Below are 18,254 nucleotides of genomic sequence, written 5' to 3' on the forward strand. Positions count from 1 at the left end.
CGACTAATCGTCCAATCCGAAACTCCTGGACCCCCGCATGCGCGAGGGTGACGCAGGTTTGAATACTTGCGCACTCCAGTACGCAGCGCTGGAAAGCTGCGGGGCGCCTTGCAGGGGCGCCACCATCAGCCCGTCCGCCGACCGTTAGAAGTGGAAATTAGTGGAGATTAAAGCGGTCCGGCCTGCCGCCACGTGCGCCATGTGCGTCGAGTAAACCTGATCGTAATAACGCTCATCCGTCAGGTTCTGCACGTTGAGTTGCAGGTCCAGATTCTTGTTCACCACGTACTTGGCCATGGCGTCGTAGCGCCAGTAGTCGGGCACCTGCACGGTGTTGGCGGTGTTGCCGAAACGCGAATCCACGTAGTAAGCGCCGGCGCCCAGGGACAGCTTTGGCAGCAGTTGGTAGGTGGTCCAGAAGCTGGCGCTGTTTTGTGGGGTGCTCGGGATGTCGTTGCCGTCGTAAGCACCTTCGACATAACGCGGCGCCGCCGTGGTGCCGACGTTCACCGCACCGCCCTTGGTCAGCTCGCCGTCCAGGTAGGTGTAGTTGGCGAACACTTGCCACTTGCTGGTGATTTTGCCGCTGGCGCCCAGCTCGAAGCCGTCGACACGGGTTTCCCCGATGTTTTGCGTGAAGCCGAACTCATCGAGGGTGCGGGCGTTGGTTTTCTCGGTGCGGAACACGGCAGCGTTCAGGCCAAGACGCTCGTCGAAGAAGTCCCACTTGGTGCCCACTTCGTAGTTGCGGTTGCGTTCCGGCTCCAGCTCCTGGTTCGCCGCAGCCAGGCCATCGGCGCCTTCGCCACTGGTTTCGCCCACCGGGTTGCTGGAGGTGGACCAGGCCGCGTAAATGCTGCCGTTGGGCAATGGGTTGAAGACAACACCGAGCTGGTAGTTCCAGAAGTGCGCCTTGTTTTCCAGGTTGGTGGCGCCGCTGATCGTGTTGGTGCCACGCGTCACGCTCGGGCCTTGGACCTTGGTCTCGTAATCGTCGTAACGCAGGCCTGCGTTAATCGACCACTGATCGTTGAACTTCAAGGTGTCGAACACATACGCCGAAAGGGTTTCGCTGTCGGTGTCGGTGTAGGCGTTGCTGTCGGTGATGGTGCCGTGGAAGGTGTCGTTGTAGTTCGGGTTGGCCAAGGTGGTGCAGTTGTTCGAGGCGATCGCCGCCGCATTGCACGTGTTGCCGCTGCCAGGCGTTGCGATGAAATACGCGCGGTTATGCACGCCTTCTTTGCTGAACTCGACGCCGGTGTTCACCGAGTGTTCGATAAACCCGGTGTTGAAACGCGCGCTCAGGTCGGTCTGGTTGACCAAGCCTTCGGAGGTCGAGTTACGGCTTTTCGCCGAGCGCGACACGTAGCCGTTGGCGACGTTGTTGCGCGAGTCGTCCGGGTTGGTGGCGATGTAGTCGAGGGTGGTTCGCACGATGCGGGAGGTGTTCGACACGGTAATGCTGTCGTTCAGGTCGTGCTCGAGCTTGATGGTGCCGGTGTCAGTGGTGCTGTCGCGGTAGTCGCGCGAGGCGAAGCCGTAGAACTTGTCTTTGTTGCCGGTGGGCGTGCGCACGCCATCAGCGCCGACGGTGCTTTGCAGCGGGTTACCGAGGTCGGGGGTGTCCTCGCCTTCGACGTGGTAGTACGACACGGTCGCGCGGGTCGGCGTATTCAGGCCGAAGGTCACGGTCGGCGCCACGCCCCAGCGGCTGACGTCGACACCGGCACGGCCGGCGACATTGGCGTCGTGCTGCATCAGGTTGATGCGCGCGGCGATGTTCTCGTTGAGCACGCGGTTAACGTCGAGGGTGTAGCGACGGGTCTGGTCGGAGCCGAAGGTGAAACCGGCGTCGGCAAAGTCCTGCTGCTTGGCAGTCTTGCTGATCAGGTTGAGGCTGCCCCCGGTGGAACCGGCGCCGGTGAAGGCCGAGCCTGGGCCCTTGCTCACTTCAACCTGCTCGATGTTGAACACTTCACGGGTTTGCGACGCGACATCGCGCAGGCCGTCGATAAACATGTCGCTCTCGGCGTTGAAGCCGCGAATGATCGGACGGTCGCCCGCCGGGTTACCGCCCTCGCCGGCACCAAAGGTGATGCCCGAGGTGGTGCGCAGCGCGTCGGCCAGGGAGAGGGAACCGGTGTCCTTGATCACTTGCTCGCTGATAACGGTGATGCTTTTCGGCGTTTCACGCAGCGGCGCGGTGTACTTCTTCGAAGCCGATTCGTCGACCTTGTAGTTCTCGGCCTGATCTTGCTCACCCACAACGCTGGTGGCTTCCAATGCAACCGGCTCAGCAGCGCGTGCGAGCGGCGAAGCGGACATGGCCATGCCGACGGCAGTGGCGAGCAAACGTGGCGAAAAAACAGTGGATTCTGTGGACGTGGCGGACATGCGGTTTCCCTCCCCAGGAATGGCAAAGGCCGCGGAATGTAGAGCAACAGTTAAAGGTTAGCAATTGGTAATAATTCGCATGTAATAATCTTTACATAATGTTTACACTTTTAAAAAACGCTGAAGGCCGCATGGCGCGTGGGTTTAATCCAGTTGCCAGCGAGCCAGGCGGCGAATTATCATTTGCGACTTACTTTCAAATACAAACGGTTCCGCCATGCTTTTGCACATTCCCGGCGTTTTCAGCAGCGATGAAGTCCGGCAGATTCGCAGCGCGTTGGAACAGGCCGAATGGGCCGATGGCAAGGTGACGGCAGGCTTCCAATCGGCCAAGGCCAAACATAATTTGCAGCTGCCCGACGACCATCCGTTGGTCCGCGAAATCAGCAGCGAAATGCTCACCCGTTTGTGGCAAAACCCGTTGTTCATGTCCGCCGCGTTGCCGCACAAAGTCTTCCCGCCGCTGTTCAACTGCTACACCGGCGGCGGCTCGTTCGACTTCCACATCGACAACGCCATTCGCCAGGTAAAAAACAGCGTGGAGCGGGTACGCACCGACCTCTCCGCCACGGTTTTTTTCAGCGACCCGGACGACTACGACGGCGGCGAGCTGATCATCCAGGACACCTACGGCAACCAGCGCGTCAAGTTGCCGGCCGGCGACATGGTGCTGTACCCCGGAACCAGCTTGCATAAGGTCGAAGCCGTAACCCGGGGCGCGCGCTTCGCCTCGTTCTTCTGGACGCAAAGCTTGGTGCGCGAAGACAGCCAGCGCGTCTTGCTGTTTGAAATGGACCAAGCCATTCAACAACTGACCCAGGCCGTGCCCGACCACCCTGCCCTGCTGCAACTGACCGGCAACTACCACAACCTGCTGCGCCGCTGGGCCGAGGTGTAAACCGTTGACCGCCCCTCCTACGCCGCGAAGAACACCTCGACACCGACGACCTGGCGGCACTGCTGGCGAGTGATCCCGGCCGCGCCGCCAATGCCGTATTAACCGCCGCCAGGCAGGGCTCGCTGGATGCGCAAACCATGCTCGGCCAACTGTTGCTGGAAGGCCGCGGCATTCAGCGCGACCCGGCGCTGGCCGTTACCTGGTTCCGCATCGCTGCGCGCAACGGCCACGCCATGGCCCACAACATGCTGGGGCGTTGCCTCGAGCATGGCTGGGGCGCAGAGGCGAATCTCACCGAAGCCGCCGAACACTACCGCCGCGCGGCAGACGCCGGGCTGGACTGGGGCCAATACAACCTCGCCAACTTGCTCGCCACCGGCCGAGGCGTGCAGCGCGACCCGCCGCAAGCGTTCGCCCTGTACAAGCGTGCGGCCGCGCAAGGGCACGCCAAGTCCATGAACCTGGTCGGCCGTTATTTCGAAGAAGGTCAGGTGGTGATCCGCGACGTCGCGCTGGCCCACGACTGGTACCGCCGCTCCGCCGAAGCAGGCGATTTTCGCGGCCAGTTCAGCTACGCCGCCGTGCTGGCGGAAAAAGGTGACGTGCGCGCGGCGGCGGCCTGGCTGGAGTTGGCGCTGCAGCATGGAAATCTGAATTTTCTGCGGGTGGCGCGGCACTCATTGCAAGAGGCCGAGCAGCCGGAAATTCGCGCGTTGGCGGCGGATTATTTTCGTCGTGCGGTCGAGTTGGGGGATGAGAGCGACCGTGAGGCGTACGCTGCGTTTTGCTGATCCGTGCTTGCGTCATTCCTGCGCGGGCAGGAATCCGGGGTGGCTCAGAAAACGCGCTCGGCGGCAGATACTGGGTCCCCGCGTGCGCGAGGACGACGGTGGTTGTTGGCAAATTCAGCGCGGAATGTTGGCAAATTCAGCGCAATAAAAAGCCCCGCGTTTTGGCGGGGCTTTTAAATCAGCCGAGGCTTACAGGTAGAACGCTTTCAGCGGCGGGAAGCCGTTGAATTCCACCGCGCTGTAGCTGGTGGTGTAGGCACCGGTGGACAGCCAGTACAGGCGATCACCAATCGACAGGTTCAGCGGCAGGCCGTACTTGTAGTTCTCGTACATGATGTCGGCGCTGTCGCAGGTCGGGCCGGCGATGACCACTTCTTCCATCTCGCCTTTCTTCTCGGTCCAGATCGGGAACTTGATGGACTCGTCCATGGTTTCGATCAAACCAGAGAACTTGCCCACGTCCACATACACCCAACGCTCAACAGCAGTACGCGATTTACGCGCCACCAAGACGACTTCGCTGACCAGGATGCCAGCGTTGGCGATCAGCGAACGGCCCGGCTCCAGAATGATTTCCGGCAGGTCGTCACCGAAGTCTTCCTTGAGGAAGCGAATGATCTCTTCGGCGTAGGTTTCCAGGCTGTTAGTGCGGGTGATGTAGTTGGCCGGGAAGCCGCCGCCCATGTTGATCAGTTTCAGCTCGATGCCGTCTTCTTCTTTCAAACGCTCGAAAATCACTTTTACCTTGGCGATGGCCGCGTCCCACACCGAGATGTCGCGCTGCTGCGAACCGACGTGGAACGACAGGCCGTAAGGCACCAGGCCCAGGTCTCGAGCCAGAATCAGCAGGTCCATGGCCATATCGGTCTGGCAGCCGAACTTGCGCGACAGCGGCCAGTCAGCTGTGGTCGAGCCTTCGGTGAGGATGCGCACATACACTTTCGAACCCGGCGCGGCCTTGGCGATGTTGCGCAGGTCGGCTTCGGAGTCGGTGGCGTACAGGCGCACGCCTTTGTCATAGAAGTAACGGATGTCGCGAGACTTCTTGATGGTGTTGCCGTAGCTGATGCGCTCCGGGCCGACACCGGCGGACATGACTTTGTCCAGCTCATAGATAGAAGCGATGTCGAAGTTCGAGCCTTTGTCGCGCAGCAGCTCGATGATTTCGATAGCGGGGTTGGCCTTGACGGCGTAGTAGACCTTGGCGAATTCGAAACCGGCGCGCAGGTCATCGTAAGCCTGGCTGATGATGTTGGTGTCGATCACCACGAACGGGGTTTCTTGCTGATCGGCGAACGCCTTCATTTTCTGGAAGGTTTCGCGCGGGTAGTAGTCTTCGACCTTAATCGACATGCGGGGGACTCCATGGGCAAAACAAACAAAGGTAGTAAGGGGTGGCTTTGTGACAAAGCCGCGAACGTCTAATCCGTTTCCCCACTTTGGTTCGCCTACTTCCCAAGGCTTGTCGCCGAGTATCGAAACCGATCTCTCGTCGTCAGTACTTGAGCCGCATGGATCGTTTCCAGCATGGACGTTCGGGCGCGAACTTTAGGAGCATGTGGGGGCAAGATCAATCAAAAAATGCCGCTGTTTTGCACCTGATTGTCGCCTTACCGATTGCCCGTTTTGGATTCCAAACAAAACGTCCGAAATGCTGCACAAACCGTTGCGGCGCTTGGCTTCCAGCGCAGGTGCTGAGGGGAAGTATCCAGTCCGTTTTTGACAGACCGGCTATCACCATCAGGGTTCATTTGGATCGACTCAACGGAGCGACCGCCGCTTACGCCTCGGCCGCCCATCGAGGCGGGGCATCCTGTATACTTCGCGCCCAATTTCCAGCTCCACGACCAGGTTCTCGCATGTCCATTCAGGCCGCCGAAGTCGCGAAACGCCGTACGTTCGCCATCATCTCCCACCCCGACGCCGGTAAAACCACCATTACCGAGAAGCTTCTGCTTATGGGTAAAGCCATTGCCGTGGCGGGTACGGTGAAATCGCGTAAATCCGACCGCCATGCGACGTCTGACTGGATGGAAATGGAGAAGCAGCGCGGCATCTCCATCACCACCTCGGTGATGCAGTTCCCCTACCGCGAGCACATGATCAACCTGCTCGACACCCCCGGCCACGAAGACTTCTCGGAAGACACCTACCGCACCCTGACGGCAGTGGACTCGGCCCTGATGGTGCTCGACGGCGGTAAAGGCGTTGAGCCGCGCACCATCGCCCTGATGGACGTGTGCCGCCTGCGCGACACGCCCATCGTCAGCTTTATCAACAAGCTGGACCGCGACATTCGCGACCCCATCGAACTGCTCGATGAAATTGAAGCCGTGCTGAAAATCAAGGCGGCGCCGGTGACCTGGCCGATTGGCTGCTACCGCGACTTCAAAGGTGTGTACCACCTGGCTGACGACTACATCATCGTCTACACCCCGGGCCACGGCCACGAACGCACCGAAACCAAAATCATCGAAAAACTCGACTCCGACGAAGCCCGTGCGCACCTGGGCGACGAGTACGAGCGCTTTATCGAACAGCTGGAATTGGTTCAGGGCGCCTGCCATGAATTCAACCGCCAGGAATTTCTCGACGGCAAACTGACCCCGGTATTTTTCGGCACGGCGCTGGGCAACTTCGGCGTCGACCACGTACTCGACGCCGTGGTCGATTGGGCACCGCAGCCGCTGGCCCGTGTGGCCAACGAGCGCACCGTGGAGCCAGAGGAAGAGAAATTCAGCGGCTTCGTGTTCAAGATTCAAGCGAACATGGACCCCAAACACCGCGACCGCATCGCCTTTATGCGCATCTGCTCCGGCAAATACGACAAAGGCATGAAAATGCGCCACGTGCGCCTGGGCAAAGACGTGCGCATCGGCGACGCCCTGACCTTCTTCTCCTCCGAACGTGAGCAACTGGAAGAAGCGTTTGCCGGCGACATCATCGGCTTGCACAACCACGGCACCATCCAGATTGGCGACACCTTCACCGAAGGCGAAAACCTCGGCTTCACCGGCATCCCGCACTTCGCCCCGGAATTGTTCCGCCGCGTGCGCCTGAAAGATCCGCTGAAATCCAAGCAACTGCGCCAAGGCTTGCAAGAACTAGCCGAAGAAGGCGCCACACAGGTGTTCTTCCCGGAACGCAGCAACGACATCATCCTCGGCGCCGTGGGCGTCCTGCAGTTCGACGTGGTCGCCAGCCGGCTGAAAGAGGAATACAAGGTCGAGTGCCAGTACGAGCCGATCACCGTGTGGTCGGCCCGTTGGATCGACAGCAGCGATAAGAAGAAGCTTGAGGAATTCAAGGTCAAGGCCGTGGAAAACCTGGCCATCGACGGCGGCGGCCACCTGACCTACCTGGCGCCGACGCGGGTGAACTTGAGCTTGATGGAAGAGCGCTGGCCCGAGGTGAAGTTCAGGGCTACGCGGGAACATCATTGATTTAGTGATGTTGCCTCAACGGCCCCCTCACCCCCTGCCCCTCTCCCGCAAGCGGGAGAGGGGTTCTAATCGGCGCAACCTGCACCTACTCGGTCGGGCCGGTCTCCCTCTCCCGCTCTGCGGGAGAGGGGCTGGGGTGAGGGCCGCCCTTGCTGTTCCACCCAAATCCGCAACGCTTCCATAACCGAGTCCATCTCGCCAAATACCTGATTATTCCAGAAGCGCAACACGCTATATCCCTGGGTCTTCAGCCAATCGCTACGACAGTTATCGTATCCAACTTGTTCTGAGTGCTGGCCGCCGTCGAGCTCAACAATCAGCTTCAACTCCCTGCAAACGAAATCCACGATGTATCGCCCAAGCGGCACCTGACGCCTGAACTTAAGCCCCAAAAAACGCCGGTCCCTCAATCTAAACCACATCACCCGCTCCGCCTCCGTCGCCGCCCCTCGCAACCCTTTGGCACGCCCACGTAAATCCATTTACCCTATCCCCCATGCGCCTAATCGACACCCACACCCACCTCGACTTCCCCGACTTCGATGCCGATCGCAGCCAGCTCCTGGCCAATGCCCGAGATAAACGAGTGGAGCGCTTGGTCGTACTCGGCGTCTATCAGAGCAACTGGCAGCGCGTATGGGACTTGGCCCAGGAAAACGACAGCCTCTATGCGGCCCTCGGCCTGCATCCCGTTTACCTGGAGCAGCACCACCCCGACCACCTAAACGAATTGCGCGCCTGGCTGGAACGCTTGGCCGGCGACAAAAAGCTCTGCGCCGTGGGCGAGTTCGGTTTGGACTATTACCTGCCAGAGCTGGACCGCGACCGCCAACAAACCCTGTTCGAAGCACAACTCGCCCTGGCCGCCGACTTCGAACTGCCGCCGCTTTTGCACGTGCGTCGCAGCCACGCGCAGGTGATCGCCACGCTCAAGCGCTTCAACTTGAAACGCCCTGGCATCATTCATGCGTTTGCGGGGGAGCTATGAGGAAGCCCGGGAATACATGAAGTTGGGCTTTAAATTGGGGCTTGGCGGTGCCGCCACCTGGCCGCAAGCGTTGCGCTTGCGCAAGACGGTGCAGCGACTGCCCCTGGAGGCCATCGTGCTGGAAACGGATTCACCGGATATGGCGCCAGCCATGTACCCCAACCAGCGCAATAGTCCCGAACATCTTCCCGAAATCTGCCAAGCACTCGCTCAGTTGCTTGGTGTGAACACGCAAGAGCTCGCGCGGACCACTACCGGTAACGCGCGAGCCCTGTTTGGCTGGACTTAATTATTTATCGCTAAGACTTTAGCGATGTTCCTTTTATTGATTCAGGCTGACACTTATTCATCCGTTGGCAATCTCGATTACGGGCACTCCATTAGCTGAGCTGATGACGCTGGGGCCTGGCGACATCCGGTCTAGGAGAATTTCTGCGGCAGCCCAATTCGGTAAACCAGCAAGCAGCACAGCTAGCGAAAGTGGCTTGAGAATGGGAGCCGGCTGGATGCGCAATGGCATCGCGTCGATTAAGCCATCCGGGCATTGGCCAGGCTTACGTCGAGAGCGCGCGATTTCCGCGACGGGAATCAAGCAACCGAAAATCGTACTGAAAACTAGACGAAAGCAACCCTTGTTCATAACCGGCCCCGAACTCAAAAAGAGCCAGAACCTTAACGACGCGCGTATTGAGTAGACGTAGGTCGGCCTATTTTGTCGGCAGCGATCCTACCGACCGAGACTACAGACCCTGCGCTGCGGTTTGGCGAAACCGCCTGAAAGAAGAAGTGGGGCAATCAGGTTGGCAAGAAAAAAGGGCAATAACCGTTGATACGCGATCAATCGTTATTGCCCCTTAACGCAGCCCCGCCGAGCGCGGGGTGCTTAGCCAAAGAACGTGAGTCGTGGCTATACGCGGAACGCGCTGATCAGTTGCTTGAGATGGGCCACTTCGCCCGACAGTTCACGGCTCGCCTGCTCGGTCTGGCTTGCCCCTTCAGCCGTGCGCTCGCCGGCCAGGTTGATTTCGACGATGTTCTGGTCGATGTCGTGCGCCACAGCGGTTTGCTGCTCCGCCGCCGCCGCGATCTGCTGGTTTTGGTCGACAATCATGCCCACCGCGCCAAGGATGTTTTCCAGCGCCACCTGCACCTTGCCGGACTCGGCCACGGTGTTGTCGGCCATGCTGTGACTGCTGTGCATGGTTTTGACCGCCGCACCGACGCCGCCCTGGAGTTTGGCGATCATCTTTTCGATTTCTTCAGTGGACTGCTGGGTGCGCTTGGCCAGGTTGCGCACCTCGTCGGCCACCACGGCAAACCCACGACCCTGTTCGCCAGCACGCGCTGCCTCGATAGCCGCGTTCAGGGCCAAGAGGTTGGTTTGTTCAGCGATGCCTTTGATCACGTCGAGCACTTGGCTGATCGAGGCACTGTCGCTGGCCAGTTGATTAATGACGGTTACCGACTGATCAATTTCGTCAGCCAGCCGTTGGATGCTGCCAACCTGCAACTCCACCAGCGCGCGACCGCTGACGGTTTCGTGGTTAACGCTCTGCGCGCTGTCTACCGCGGCGGCGGCGCTACGGGCAACTTCCTGCGCGGTGGCGGACATCTGGTTCATCGCCGTGGCCACTTGTTCGATCTGGCTACGCTGTCCAGCGACGGCCTGGTTGCTCTGCGCGGACACGTCTTCCACCCGATCGGCCTGCACGCCCACAGCACTAACCGTGTGGCCGACGCGCTCAATGAGGTGGTGAATCTTCTGCACGGTGCCGTTGAACACTTCACCCAATTCGCCCAGTTCGTCACGACTCTGGGCGCGGAAGCTGACGGTCATGTCGCCAGCCGCGACTTGGTCCATCACCTTGCCGAGGCTTTTCAGCGTGGTGCGGGTGGACACATAAAACGCGCCGTAGAGATAGCCGATGAGGATGAACACCACCAACAGCGCCACCACCAACAGCACCATCTGGGTTTGCTTACGCTCCAGACGTTTCTGCAGTTGTTGCTTGAGGAACACCAAGGCGGCGTCGTTCAGTTGGTAAGTTTTTTCCATGGACGCCGACACTTTGTCGTAGAAGCCCTGCCACGGCTCGTCCAGGGAGTCGGCCATCACCACTTGGTCTTCGAAGAACGTGCTGCTTTCTTTCAGGGTGGCGCGGCTGGCTTCGGCCAGGCTTTTCAACGCTTCTTGTGCAGCCGGGCTGCCATCGAGCGCGTCGTTGATGGTCAGGCCGTATTCGGCGTGGAGTTTTTCCAGCAGCAACAGCAATTCATCGAACTTGCCGCTGGCGGAGGAGTTGAGGAAGCCTTGCGCCAGGGAGGCGGCACCCAGCGAGCGACCGGTGCTCAGCGCGGAAGTGACCGACGTGGTGCCGTTGGTGACCAGCTCGATCATCTGGCGCACGGTGGTCTGGTTGTCTTGGCTGAGGCCGGCCTGGTTGGCGATGATCTTGATCAGCACCTGCATGTTGCCCTGCAGCTTCTCGATCATTGGCGCTTTGCTCTGCAACGACGTTTCCGCGTCAGCGGCCTGCAGCGCTTTTACCAGCTCGTCACGCTTGGAGATGAACAGCTCGATCTGGTCAGCATCGGTGACCACCGGTTCGAGCTTGAGCAGGTCAGCTTCGATGCGTTTGCTCAGCGCGCCAATACGCGCTTCGAGATCGCCCGCCTTGCCGGATTGGCCGACGGCAGCGTTGATCTCGACCATGTCGTTGAGGTTTTCAAGGTCGCCGCGCAACTTGAGGCTAGCGCTCATCAAGTCGAGGCTTTGCAGCTCGGCGCGCGTGCCGATGAACTCGTTATACGAGTCCTGCACGAGATAGAAGTTGGTAACCAGCATCGGCAGAAAGAACAGGACGCTGATCAAGCTGAATTTCATACCAAAACTGAGGCGATTCATCAGCGCGATGGCCGGATACAGCACGGTCTTCACAAGACGTCTCCTGATCACATTATTGTTATTGGATCGTCACAGGGCAGAGCGGGGACGCAGCGGGGGTCAATCGCTTTCGTCTCTGTCGACCCGTGCGCGTCGCAGTGCGCGTTCACCGTGCAGTGAGCGTGACACGAGTCACAAACTGCCGGGCGCGGCATTCTGTATACCCGATATCGGCACGCACCTTTGTAACTTAAGGTTAAGTGAGCGTCCATCGCCAGGAAGGGCCATTGATCTGAGTGATGGCACTTCACACCCCATGGCAACGCGACCCCAGCCAGCGCGGGCGTTTCAGCCCGACCAGTGGTGCCGTGACGGGGCTAAAACAATAATGTCCAGACGGCAAAACCGGCGTACCAAAACACCCCGGCGCGCACCAGCAGTTGCCACAAGCCGTCGAGGCTCGATACGCCGCTTTCGCCCAAGGTCGGCGCGCCAAAATCTTCAGCCGCACGACCGCTGTTGGCGATTAATTGAGCCGCCGAAATATTCCAGTTCAGCAATTCATTGAGCAGCACGCGGCTCACCGCCACAAAGCTGCCGACCAGCGCAAAGCTGCCGGCCAGCAGGCGCACCGGCAACCAGTCGAACGCATGTCGCCATTGCCCCGCGCGGGCGCGCAAGGCGGGGTCTTCAGCGTGCTCAACGGTCAACGCCAACAGCCGATAGGCAATCGCCGCCAACGGCCCCAGCAACGCGTACCAGAAGATCACCGCGAAAAAGCTCTGATAGCCCTGCCACAGAAGAAAACCCTGCGCTTGCTGCAACAGGCTGTCGGGGTCGGGCGCTTCGACGTTCAAATCACGTTGCGCCACCAAGTACGCCCCTTCTACATCTTCGCGGCGCCAGGCGTCGCGAAACGGCCCCAGCGCCACCAGTGGATCGCCGCGGCCCAGGCTGTAAACCAGCACCCACAAATGCACCGGCAACGTCAGCCAACCGTGCAACGGAACACCCAACACCGCGAGCAATACGGCCAGCGCCGCGACGGGCACCAGCACTAACATCGCCAGTTGCAGCCACGGATTATGGCGAAACGCGGCTTGCCGCTCGGCCCACGCCAACAGGCGCAACCAGGCACCGTCTTGCTGGATTCTGGCGCGCCAGGACGAGAACTTCTCGACCCACAACACCAAGAGCAGCACTAGAAAACTCATGACACGCCTCCCTCTGACGACGGGCGTTCGCCCGCCTTTCCTTGATCTGCCAGGCCGGCAAAAAAACGCGGCCACTCGAAACATTCACCCGGATCGGTCTTACGGCCTGGCGCGATATCGCTGTGGCCGCAAATCCGCTCAGGGCTGATAGCGGGGTATGCCGCGCATAACTGCGCACTGAGTTGCGCAAGCACGGCATATTGAATAGCGGTAAACGGCTGGTCGTCGGTGCCTTCCAACTCAATGCCTATAGAAAAATCATTGCAGTTGTCGCGTCCTTCAAACAACGACAGGCCGGCGTGCCAGGCACGGTCCAGGCAGGACACGAACTGGATGACGCTGCCATCGCGCTGAATTAAAAAATGCGCCGACACACGCAGCTCGGCGATGCCGGCAAAGTACGGATGCTCGTCAGCACATAGGCAATTCTGAAACAGCTCAACCACCTTTCCCGTACCGAATTGCCCCGGCGGGAGGCTGATGTTGTGAATCACCAGCAGCGAAATTTCCCCATTGGGCCGCTCGTTGAAATTTGGCGACGGGCAATGGCGGATACCGTCGCACCAGCCGGTGGTGGGGTCCAACTGCATACATTCTCCTTGGCAGGCCCGCTGCAACCGGGCCGCAAACTGCCGACCACTCTAGAGCAGGCCACCGCCGCGGCCAACCCTGAAAACGACAACGCCCGGCAAAGGCCGGGCGTTGTTGGAACAGCACGTAGCGCTTAGGCGTTTTTCAACCGGCGCAAGTTACCGATTACCGACTCCAGGGCACGGTCAAACAACAGCGCATCGTCGAGCAGACGAATCGCGTTGCGGCGGAACTCCACCGCAAGACCCATACGAGTTTTCTCGAGTACTTTCATGCCCGTGCGGTTAACGAAGATGTACTTGCCGGTCGGCTTGATGATCGCCGCCAACTTGCAACGCACTTTGTGCTCTTCGTCTTCCTGAAACTCGACCCAGCTACCGACCACAAGGCTGTCGACACGGGCCAGGCCTTCGTCGTCGTCCGGCAGCACCATTTCTGGTTCCGGCAGGCGGTTTTCACCCGGCGCCAGCAGCACGATTTCTTCAACGACCTCGACCATCGCCGGCACGGCAACCGCCTCGACTTCGTCTTCAGGCGGCAGCTCCAGCAGCGGTGCGTCGCCGTCTGCTGCGGCTGCATTGGCGTCAGGTTCAACCGCCTCAGGCATCGGCCGTTTGAAGCGCTGGAACGCCTGTACATGCAGGTTTTCCAGCTGACTGAAAAATTCGCTGGTGGAGAACGGGTCGAACGCCGCGCTGGCCATGCCTTCGCGCAGGGCTTTCAGCAGGCCGGGCACCAGTTCCAGCAGACGCAGACGCGCCTCGGGATCTTCATGCGGGGCCACACTCCAGACCAAATCGTCCATGGTGCTCAGCGCCGCGTCCCACTCCGGCGAATTCACGCCGTGTTTGAGGCAGGTGAGCATCATCACTTTGCTCCAGGCTTCTTGGAGCAAGCGCACCACCACTTCGGGCAGCGTTTTACCGAGCAGACGTTCATTCAACGCATGTTCGACTTCGCGACGGGCCAGTTCGGCCTTGGCGCTGCCCTCTTCGGCATCACGGGTACGTTGTTCAAGCAACTCGCTGCGGCGACGCTCATCGCCGGTAAAGGCGAGGAAATCGGCCAACAGCTCGGAGAAAATCGCCGGATCGTCAACGAAATCGTTAAGCAGACGCTGCACGATGCTTTCGATCTTCTGATACAGGCTGTCGCGCTGGGCGTCGTCCTGCTCTGCCCAGCCCAAGGCGGCCGCAGCAATTTCGTTGAGCAGACGGCGCGCCGGATGGCTGCCACGGCTGAAGAAGGTTTTATCGAGAACCGCGACCTTCAACATCGGAATTTGCAGACGGCCAATCAGCGCTTTCAGCGAGTCGGACAGGGTGCGGTCGTCGAGGATGAACTCGAACAACATCGACACCAGATTGATGACGTCTTCATCAACTTCACCGACCACGCGCGACTTGCCGCTCTTGGCGCTGGCGCGCACCAGCAGCTGTTCCAGCTGGTTGCGCAGGTCGAAGTCGTCTTGCACGGCGGTAGTGAACGCCGGGCGCTGCTGCATATGGGAAAGCAGGCGCATCAAGTCATTACTGGAAATCGGCAAGGCGTCGGCGGGCATTTCGCGACGCGGCAAACCGCTGCCACGCACCTGCGACAACAGTTCTTGCAGCACACCAAACACTTCTTGCACGCCTTCATCGGCGTAACCGCCACTGTGGCTGGCTTCGCCAGGCGCACCGGCGGCGGAAGAACTGCGCATACCACTGCTGGCCGGGCCGGCTTTACGACGCACCGGCGCCGTCTTCAGCTCTGGCAATACGCCGGCCTGAATCAGCTGTTCGTTGGTGTCGGAATAGAGTTGGTCGAGATCAGCCAATACATATTTCTCAAACAGCTTGAGAATGATCAGCTTGACCTTGATCTCAACGCCCAGACGGCTGCAGGCCTCCAGGAAAAAATTCACAGAGAACGGTCGGACCGAGCGGGTTGGTTTTGTCGTCAATTTTCTTGCTGACCATCGCGTTGATCCGCGTGGTCAGGTGGCCCAGGGCAACCGAATCACGGCTCATCACCTTGGCGACCATGGAATCCAGCGCTACGGTCTCTTCCAGCTCATCGTTTTGCACCAACGCCAGGGTGTCGAACGACACGGCGTCCAACTGCGGCGCGCGGCCGATTTCGTACTGATTGAGGTTGGCGAAGGTTTCGAAGACTTTCTGCAGGAAGCCGCGCTCAATGCCCTTGCGCTTCAGACGCAGGTCACGCATGGCCTCGAAAAAGGCGTTCTGCTCGGCGTTACTGGTCGCGCGGTCGGCCATCTCGAAGAGGGTGTCGTCCGCGTTGTCGAACAACGCCTGCAAGGCTTGTTTCAGCTGCTGAGCAGCTTTGTCGCGCACGTGAATGAGTGCCACGGGCAGCCTCCCCGCCGGTGATGTTGGCGAGTGCTCGGGGGCAACCTTATTGAGGTGCACCACTTTCGCATCAGTCATTGCAACTCTCCCGCAGACCGGCCATCTGGCTCTCACATCTGCATAACGATCAACTGAGCGTCATCCGTTTTACGTCAAGGGCATGGCGTCAATAATAAGCAGTAAAAGCGATTATAGAGAGCCGGAGCAAGATGAAACCCTACTTCTTGCCCAGATATGACCTACATCACACATGTACCGCATCTGATTCCAAACGGCTACTAACGGACGACCAACGCGCGAAACTCCGCACAGATCCGCCTAAATAAATGGCGCTGCACAGAGACCTTCGCCTCCTTATAATTGCCCCCATCCGAAACGGGAGCTCCCAATGCCGAACCTTGCCCTCGCCGACCTTGGCGCAGAAATTCAAGCCAACGTACGCCGTGCTCTTCTAGAAGACGTCGGCAGCGGCGACATCACCGCCCAACTGATCCCCGCCGAACGCCTTGCTCACGCCACCATCATCACCCGCGACGCTGCCGTCATAGCCGGCAGCGCTTGGGTTGACAACGTATTTGCCCAAATAGATCCGCGCGTCGCTGTGCACTGGCAAGTTCAGGACGGCGATCGCGTGCAGCCTAACCAAGCTTTGTTTCACCTCGAAGGCCCCGCCCGCGCCCTGCTCACGGGCGAGCGCAGCGCCCTCAACTTCCTGCAAACCCTCTCCGCCGTCGCCACCCGCTGCCGCCACTACGCCGACCTCGTCGAAGGCACCGGCGTGAAGCTGCTCGACACCCGAAAAACCCTGCCTGGCCTGCGCCTGGCACAGAAATACGCCGTCACCCAAGGCGGTTGCCATAACCACCGCATCGGCCTGTACGACGCTTTCTTGATAAAAGAAAACCACATCGCCGCGTGCGGCGGCATCGCCCAAGCCATTAAAGCCGCCCACGGCATTGCGCCCGGCAAGCCGGTCGAGGTTGAAGTAGAGAGCTTGGCCGAACTAAAAGAAGCGCTGGATGCGGGCGCCGACATCATCATGCTCGACGAACTGAGCCTCGATGAAATGCGCACGGCGGTGGCGATGACCGCCGGCAAGGCGAAACTGGAAGCGTCGGGCGGTATTAATGAAACGACGCTGCGGGTGATTGCAGAGACGGGGGTGGATTACGTGTCGATTGGCACGCTGACTAAGGATGTTAGGGCGGTGGATTTGTCGATGCGGTTGAGTATTTAAAGCCAACCGCCACCTGCCGCACAAAACCAGTTCGAATTGTGGTCGAGCCCCAAGCCTATCTGGCATGCTGCGACGCACCAAACGCCACGCTGACGCTGCAAAAAGAGCCAAGTAAATGAACGAGTTGGAACTGCTTAGGGAAAAGATTGCAGCAGGCAAAGCCGTAGTCGGCATCTATGGCCTCGGCTACGTGGGTCTGCCGTTGGCCCTGCGTTTCGCCGAAGTCGGCGTAAAAGTAATCGGCTTCGACATCGACCAACACAAAGTCGACAGCCTCAACAGCGGCCGCAGCTACATCGAGCGCATCCAACCCGAGCAGATTCAAGCCGCCACCAACGCGGGCCTGGAAGCCACCAGCGATTTCTCCCGCACTGGCGAAGCCGATGCGCTGATTATTTGCGTACCCACGCCGCTTAACGCTCACCGCGAGCCAGACCTGAGTTTCGTCATCAACACCGTCGAAAGCCTGCTGCCCTACTTCCGCGCCGGCCAATTGCTCAGCCTGGAAAGCACCACATGGCCGGGCACCACCGACGAGCAACTGGCGCCGCGGTTGGAAGCCCAAGGTTTCAAACCTGGCGTGAACTGCGCCTTGGTTTTTTCGCCCGAGCGCGAAGACCCGGGCAATCCCGTTTACGGCACCCACGACATCCCCAAAGTCATCGGCGGCATGACCGCAACGTGCCTGAACCTTGGCGTTGCGCTGTACCAGCAAGCGATCAAAACCATGGTGCCAGTCAGCAGCCCGAAAGTGGCCGAGATGAGCAAACTCCTGGAAAACATCCACCGCGCCGTGAACATCGGTTTGGTGAACGAGATGAAAATTGTCGCGGACAAAATGGGCATCAACATCCACGAAGTCATCCGCGCCGCCGCGACCAAACCGTTCGGTTTCGTGCCCTACACACCCGGCCCGGGCCTCGGCGGACATTGCATCCCCATCGACCCGTTCTACCTGACGTGGAAAGCCAAGGAATACGGCATCAACACCCGTTTCATCGAACTGGCCGGCGAAATCAACCACTACATGCCGCAGTGGGTCGTCCAGAAAGTCGCCGACGCCCTCAACGACCGCAGCAAGGCCATCAAAGGCAGCCGCATTCTGGTCTTGGGTCTCGCCTACAAAAAGAACATCGACGACAGCCGCGAATCGCCTGCGGTAGAAATCATGAAACTGCTGCAAGACAAAGGGGCCGACATCGCCTACTCCGACCCGCATGTGCCAAGTTTTCCGAAGATGCGCGAATACAGCTTCGACCTGGCATCAGTCCAACTGACCGCGGAGAGCGTGGCGGCGTATGACTGCGTGGTGCTGACTACGGATCATGATTTGTTTGATTACGAGATGTTGGTGCGTGAGGCCGGACTAATCATCGATACCCGTGGAAGGCTGGCAGGAGGTGAAAATGTTGTCGCCGCCTAAAACTACCCCTGCCCACCAAGCGAACACGTCGCCACCC

12 protein-coding genes and 3 pseudogenes are annotated in these 18,254 nt (G+C 59.7%); 6 read left to right on the plus strand and 9 right to left on the minus strand.

Annotated elements, in window-relative coordinates:
• Nucleotides 1-144: 144 nt before the first annotated feature.
• Nucleotides 145-2,394 (minus strand): TonB-dependent receptor, encoded by a 2,250-nt coding sequence (locus tag ACZZZP_RS18940; RefSeq protein ID WP_463383738.1) that lies wholly within the window; start codon nt 2,392-2,394, stop codon nt 145-147.
• 217 nt (nt 2,395-2,611) lie between these two features.
• Between ACZZZP_RS18940 and ACZZZP_RS18945 the strand changes: the two genes are divergently transcribed.
• Complete coding sequence (locus tag ACZZZP_RS18945; protein WP_463536760.1) at nt 2,612-3,292, plus strand: Fe2+-dependent dioxygenase; 681 nt, start codon at nt 2,612-2,614, stop codon at nt 3,290-3,292.
• A gap of 137 nt (nt 3,293-3,429) precedes the next feature.
• Nucleotides 3,430-4,083 carry a tetratricopeptide repeat protein gene (locus ACZZZP_RS18950; RefSeq protein WP_463536761.1) on the plus strand — a complete coding sequence of 218 codons (654 nt, stop codon included), beginning with the start codon at nt 3,430-3,432 and terminating at the stop codon, nt 4,081-4,083.
• Nucleotides 4,084-4,272: 189 nt separating this feature from the next.
• Here ACZZZP_RS18950 and ACZZZP_RS18955 read toward each other — a convergent pair whose 3' ends face one another.
• Nucleotides 4,273-5,436, minus strand: coding sequence for a type III PLP-dependent enzyme (locus ACZZZP_RS18955; RefSeq protein WP_122494413.1), 1,164 nt, complete (start codon nt 5,434-5,436; stop codon nt 4,273-4,275).
• A gap of 506 nt (nt 5,437-5,942) precedes the next feature.
• Here ACZZZP_RS18955 and ACZZZP_RS18960 point away from each other — a divergent pair.
• Nucleotides 5,943-7,526 carry a peptide chain release factor 3 gene (locus tag ACZZZP_RS18960; RefSeq protein ID WP_122494415.1) on the plus strand — a complete coding sequence of 528 codons (1,584 nt, stop codon included), beginning with the start codon at nt 5,943-5,945 and terminating at the stop codon, nt 7,524-7,526.
• 65 nt (nt 7,527-7,591) lie between these two features.
• Here the strand turns inward: ACZZZP_RS18960 and ACZZZP_RS18965 are convergent, their stop codons facing one another.
• Entirely contained in the window at nt 7,592-8,008 is a 417-nt protein-coding gene (locus tag ACZZZP_RS18965) for an endonuclease domain-containing protein (protein ID WP_463536762.1), read from the minus strand.
• Nucleotides 8,009-8,022: 14 nt separating this feature from the next.
• Between ACZZZP_RS18965 and ACZZZP_RS18970 the strand changes: the two are divergent.
• Nucleotides 8,023-8,803: pseudogene (locus ACZZZP_RS18970) on the plus strand (TatD family hydrolase).
• Nucleotides 8,804-8,860: 57 nt separating this feature from the next.
• Here ACZZZP_RS18970 and ACZZZP_RS18975 read toward each other — a convergent pair.
• The 6 genes and pseudogenes from ACZZZP_RS18975 to ACZZZP_RS19000 all read right to left on the minus strand — a co-directional run bounded on the left by ACZZZP_RS18975 (nt 8,861) and on the right by ACZZZP_RS19000 (nt 15,635).
• A complete protein-coding gene (locus ACZZZP_RS18975) occupies nt 8,861-9,154 on the minus strand; it encodes an ESPR-type extended signal peptide-containing protein (protein ID WP_463383742.1) in 294 nt (97 codons plus the stop codon).
• Nucleotides 9,155-9,421: 267 nt separating this feature from the next.
• Nucleotides 9,422-10,135: a methyl-accepting chemotaxis protein gene (locus tag ACZZZP_RS18980; protein ID WP_463384752.1), complete on the minus strand. Its 714-nt coding sequence runs from the start codon at nt 10,133-10,135 to the stop codon at nt 9,422-9,424.
• 144 nt (nt 10,136-10,279) lie between these two features.
• Nucleotides 10,280-11,419 (minus strand): annotated as a pseudogene (locus tag ACZZZP_RS18985) (HAMP domain-containing protein); the annotation flags it as partial.
• A gap of 356 nt (nt 11,420-11,775) precedes the next feature.
• On the minus strand, nt 11,776-12,612 hold the full coding sequence (gene ampE / locus ACZZZP_RS18990; RefSeq protein ID WP_122494424.1) for a regulatory signaling modulator protein AmpE: 837 nt from the start codon (nt 12,610-12,612) through the stop codon (nt 11,776-11,778).
• Nucleotides 12,609-13,202 carry a 1,6-anhydro-N-acetylmuramyl-L-alanine amidase AmpD gene (gene ampD, locus ACZZZP_RS18995; protein ID WP_463383743.1) on the minus strand — a complete coding sequence of 198 codons (594 nt, stop codon included), beginning with the start codon at nt 13,200-13,202 and terminating at the stop codon, nt 12,609-12,611. Before ampD ends, ampE begins: the two co-directional genes overlap by 4 nt.
• Nucleotides 13,203-13,336: 134 nt before the next feature.
• Nucleotides 13,337-15,635 (minus strand): annotated as a pseudogene (locus tag ACZZZP_RS19000) (DUF1631 domain-containing protein).
• Between the two features lie 310 nt (nt 15,636-15,945).
• On the opposite strand from ACZZZP_RS19000, the gene nadC reads away from it, so the two are divergent.
• Together nadC and ACZZZP_RS19010 are read left to right on the plus strand one after the other, a co-directional pair.
• Nucleotides 15,946-16,794 (plus strand): carboxylating nicotinate-nucleotide diphosphorylase, encoded by an 849-nt coding sequence (nadC, locus tag ACZZZP_RS19005; protein WP_463383745.1) that lies wholly within the window; start codon nt 15,946-15,948, stop codon nt 16,792-16,794.
• Between the two features lie 115 nt (nt 16,795-16,909).
• Nucleotides 16,910-18,217 (plus strand): nucleotide sugar dehydrogenase, encoded by a 1,308-nt coding sequence (locus tag ACZZZP_RS19010; protein ID WP_463383746.1) that lies wholly within the window; start codon nt 16,910-16,912, stop codon nt 18,215-18,217.
• Nucleotides 18,218-18,254 lie beyond the last annotated feature (37 nt).

This window comes from Pseudomonas sp. AC211, assembly GCF_979258055.1.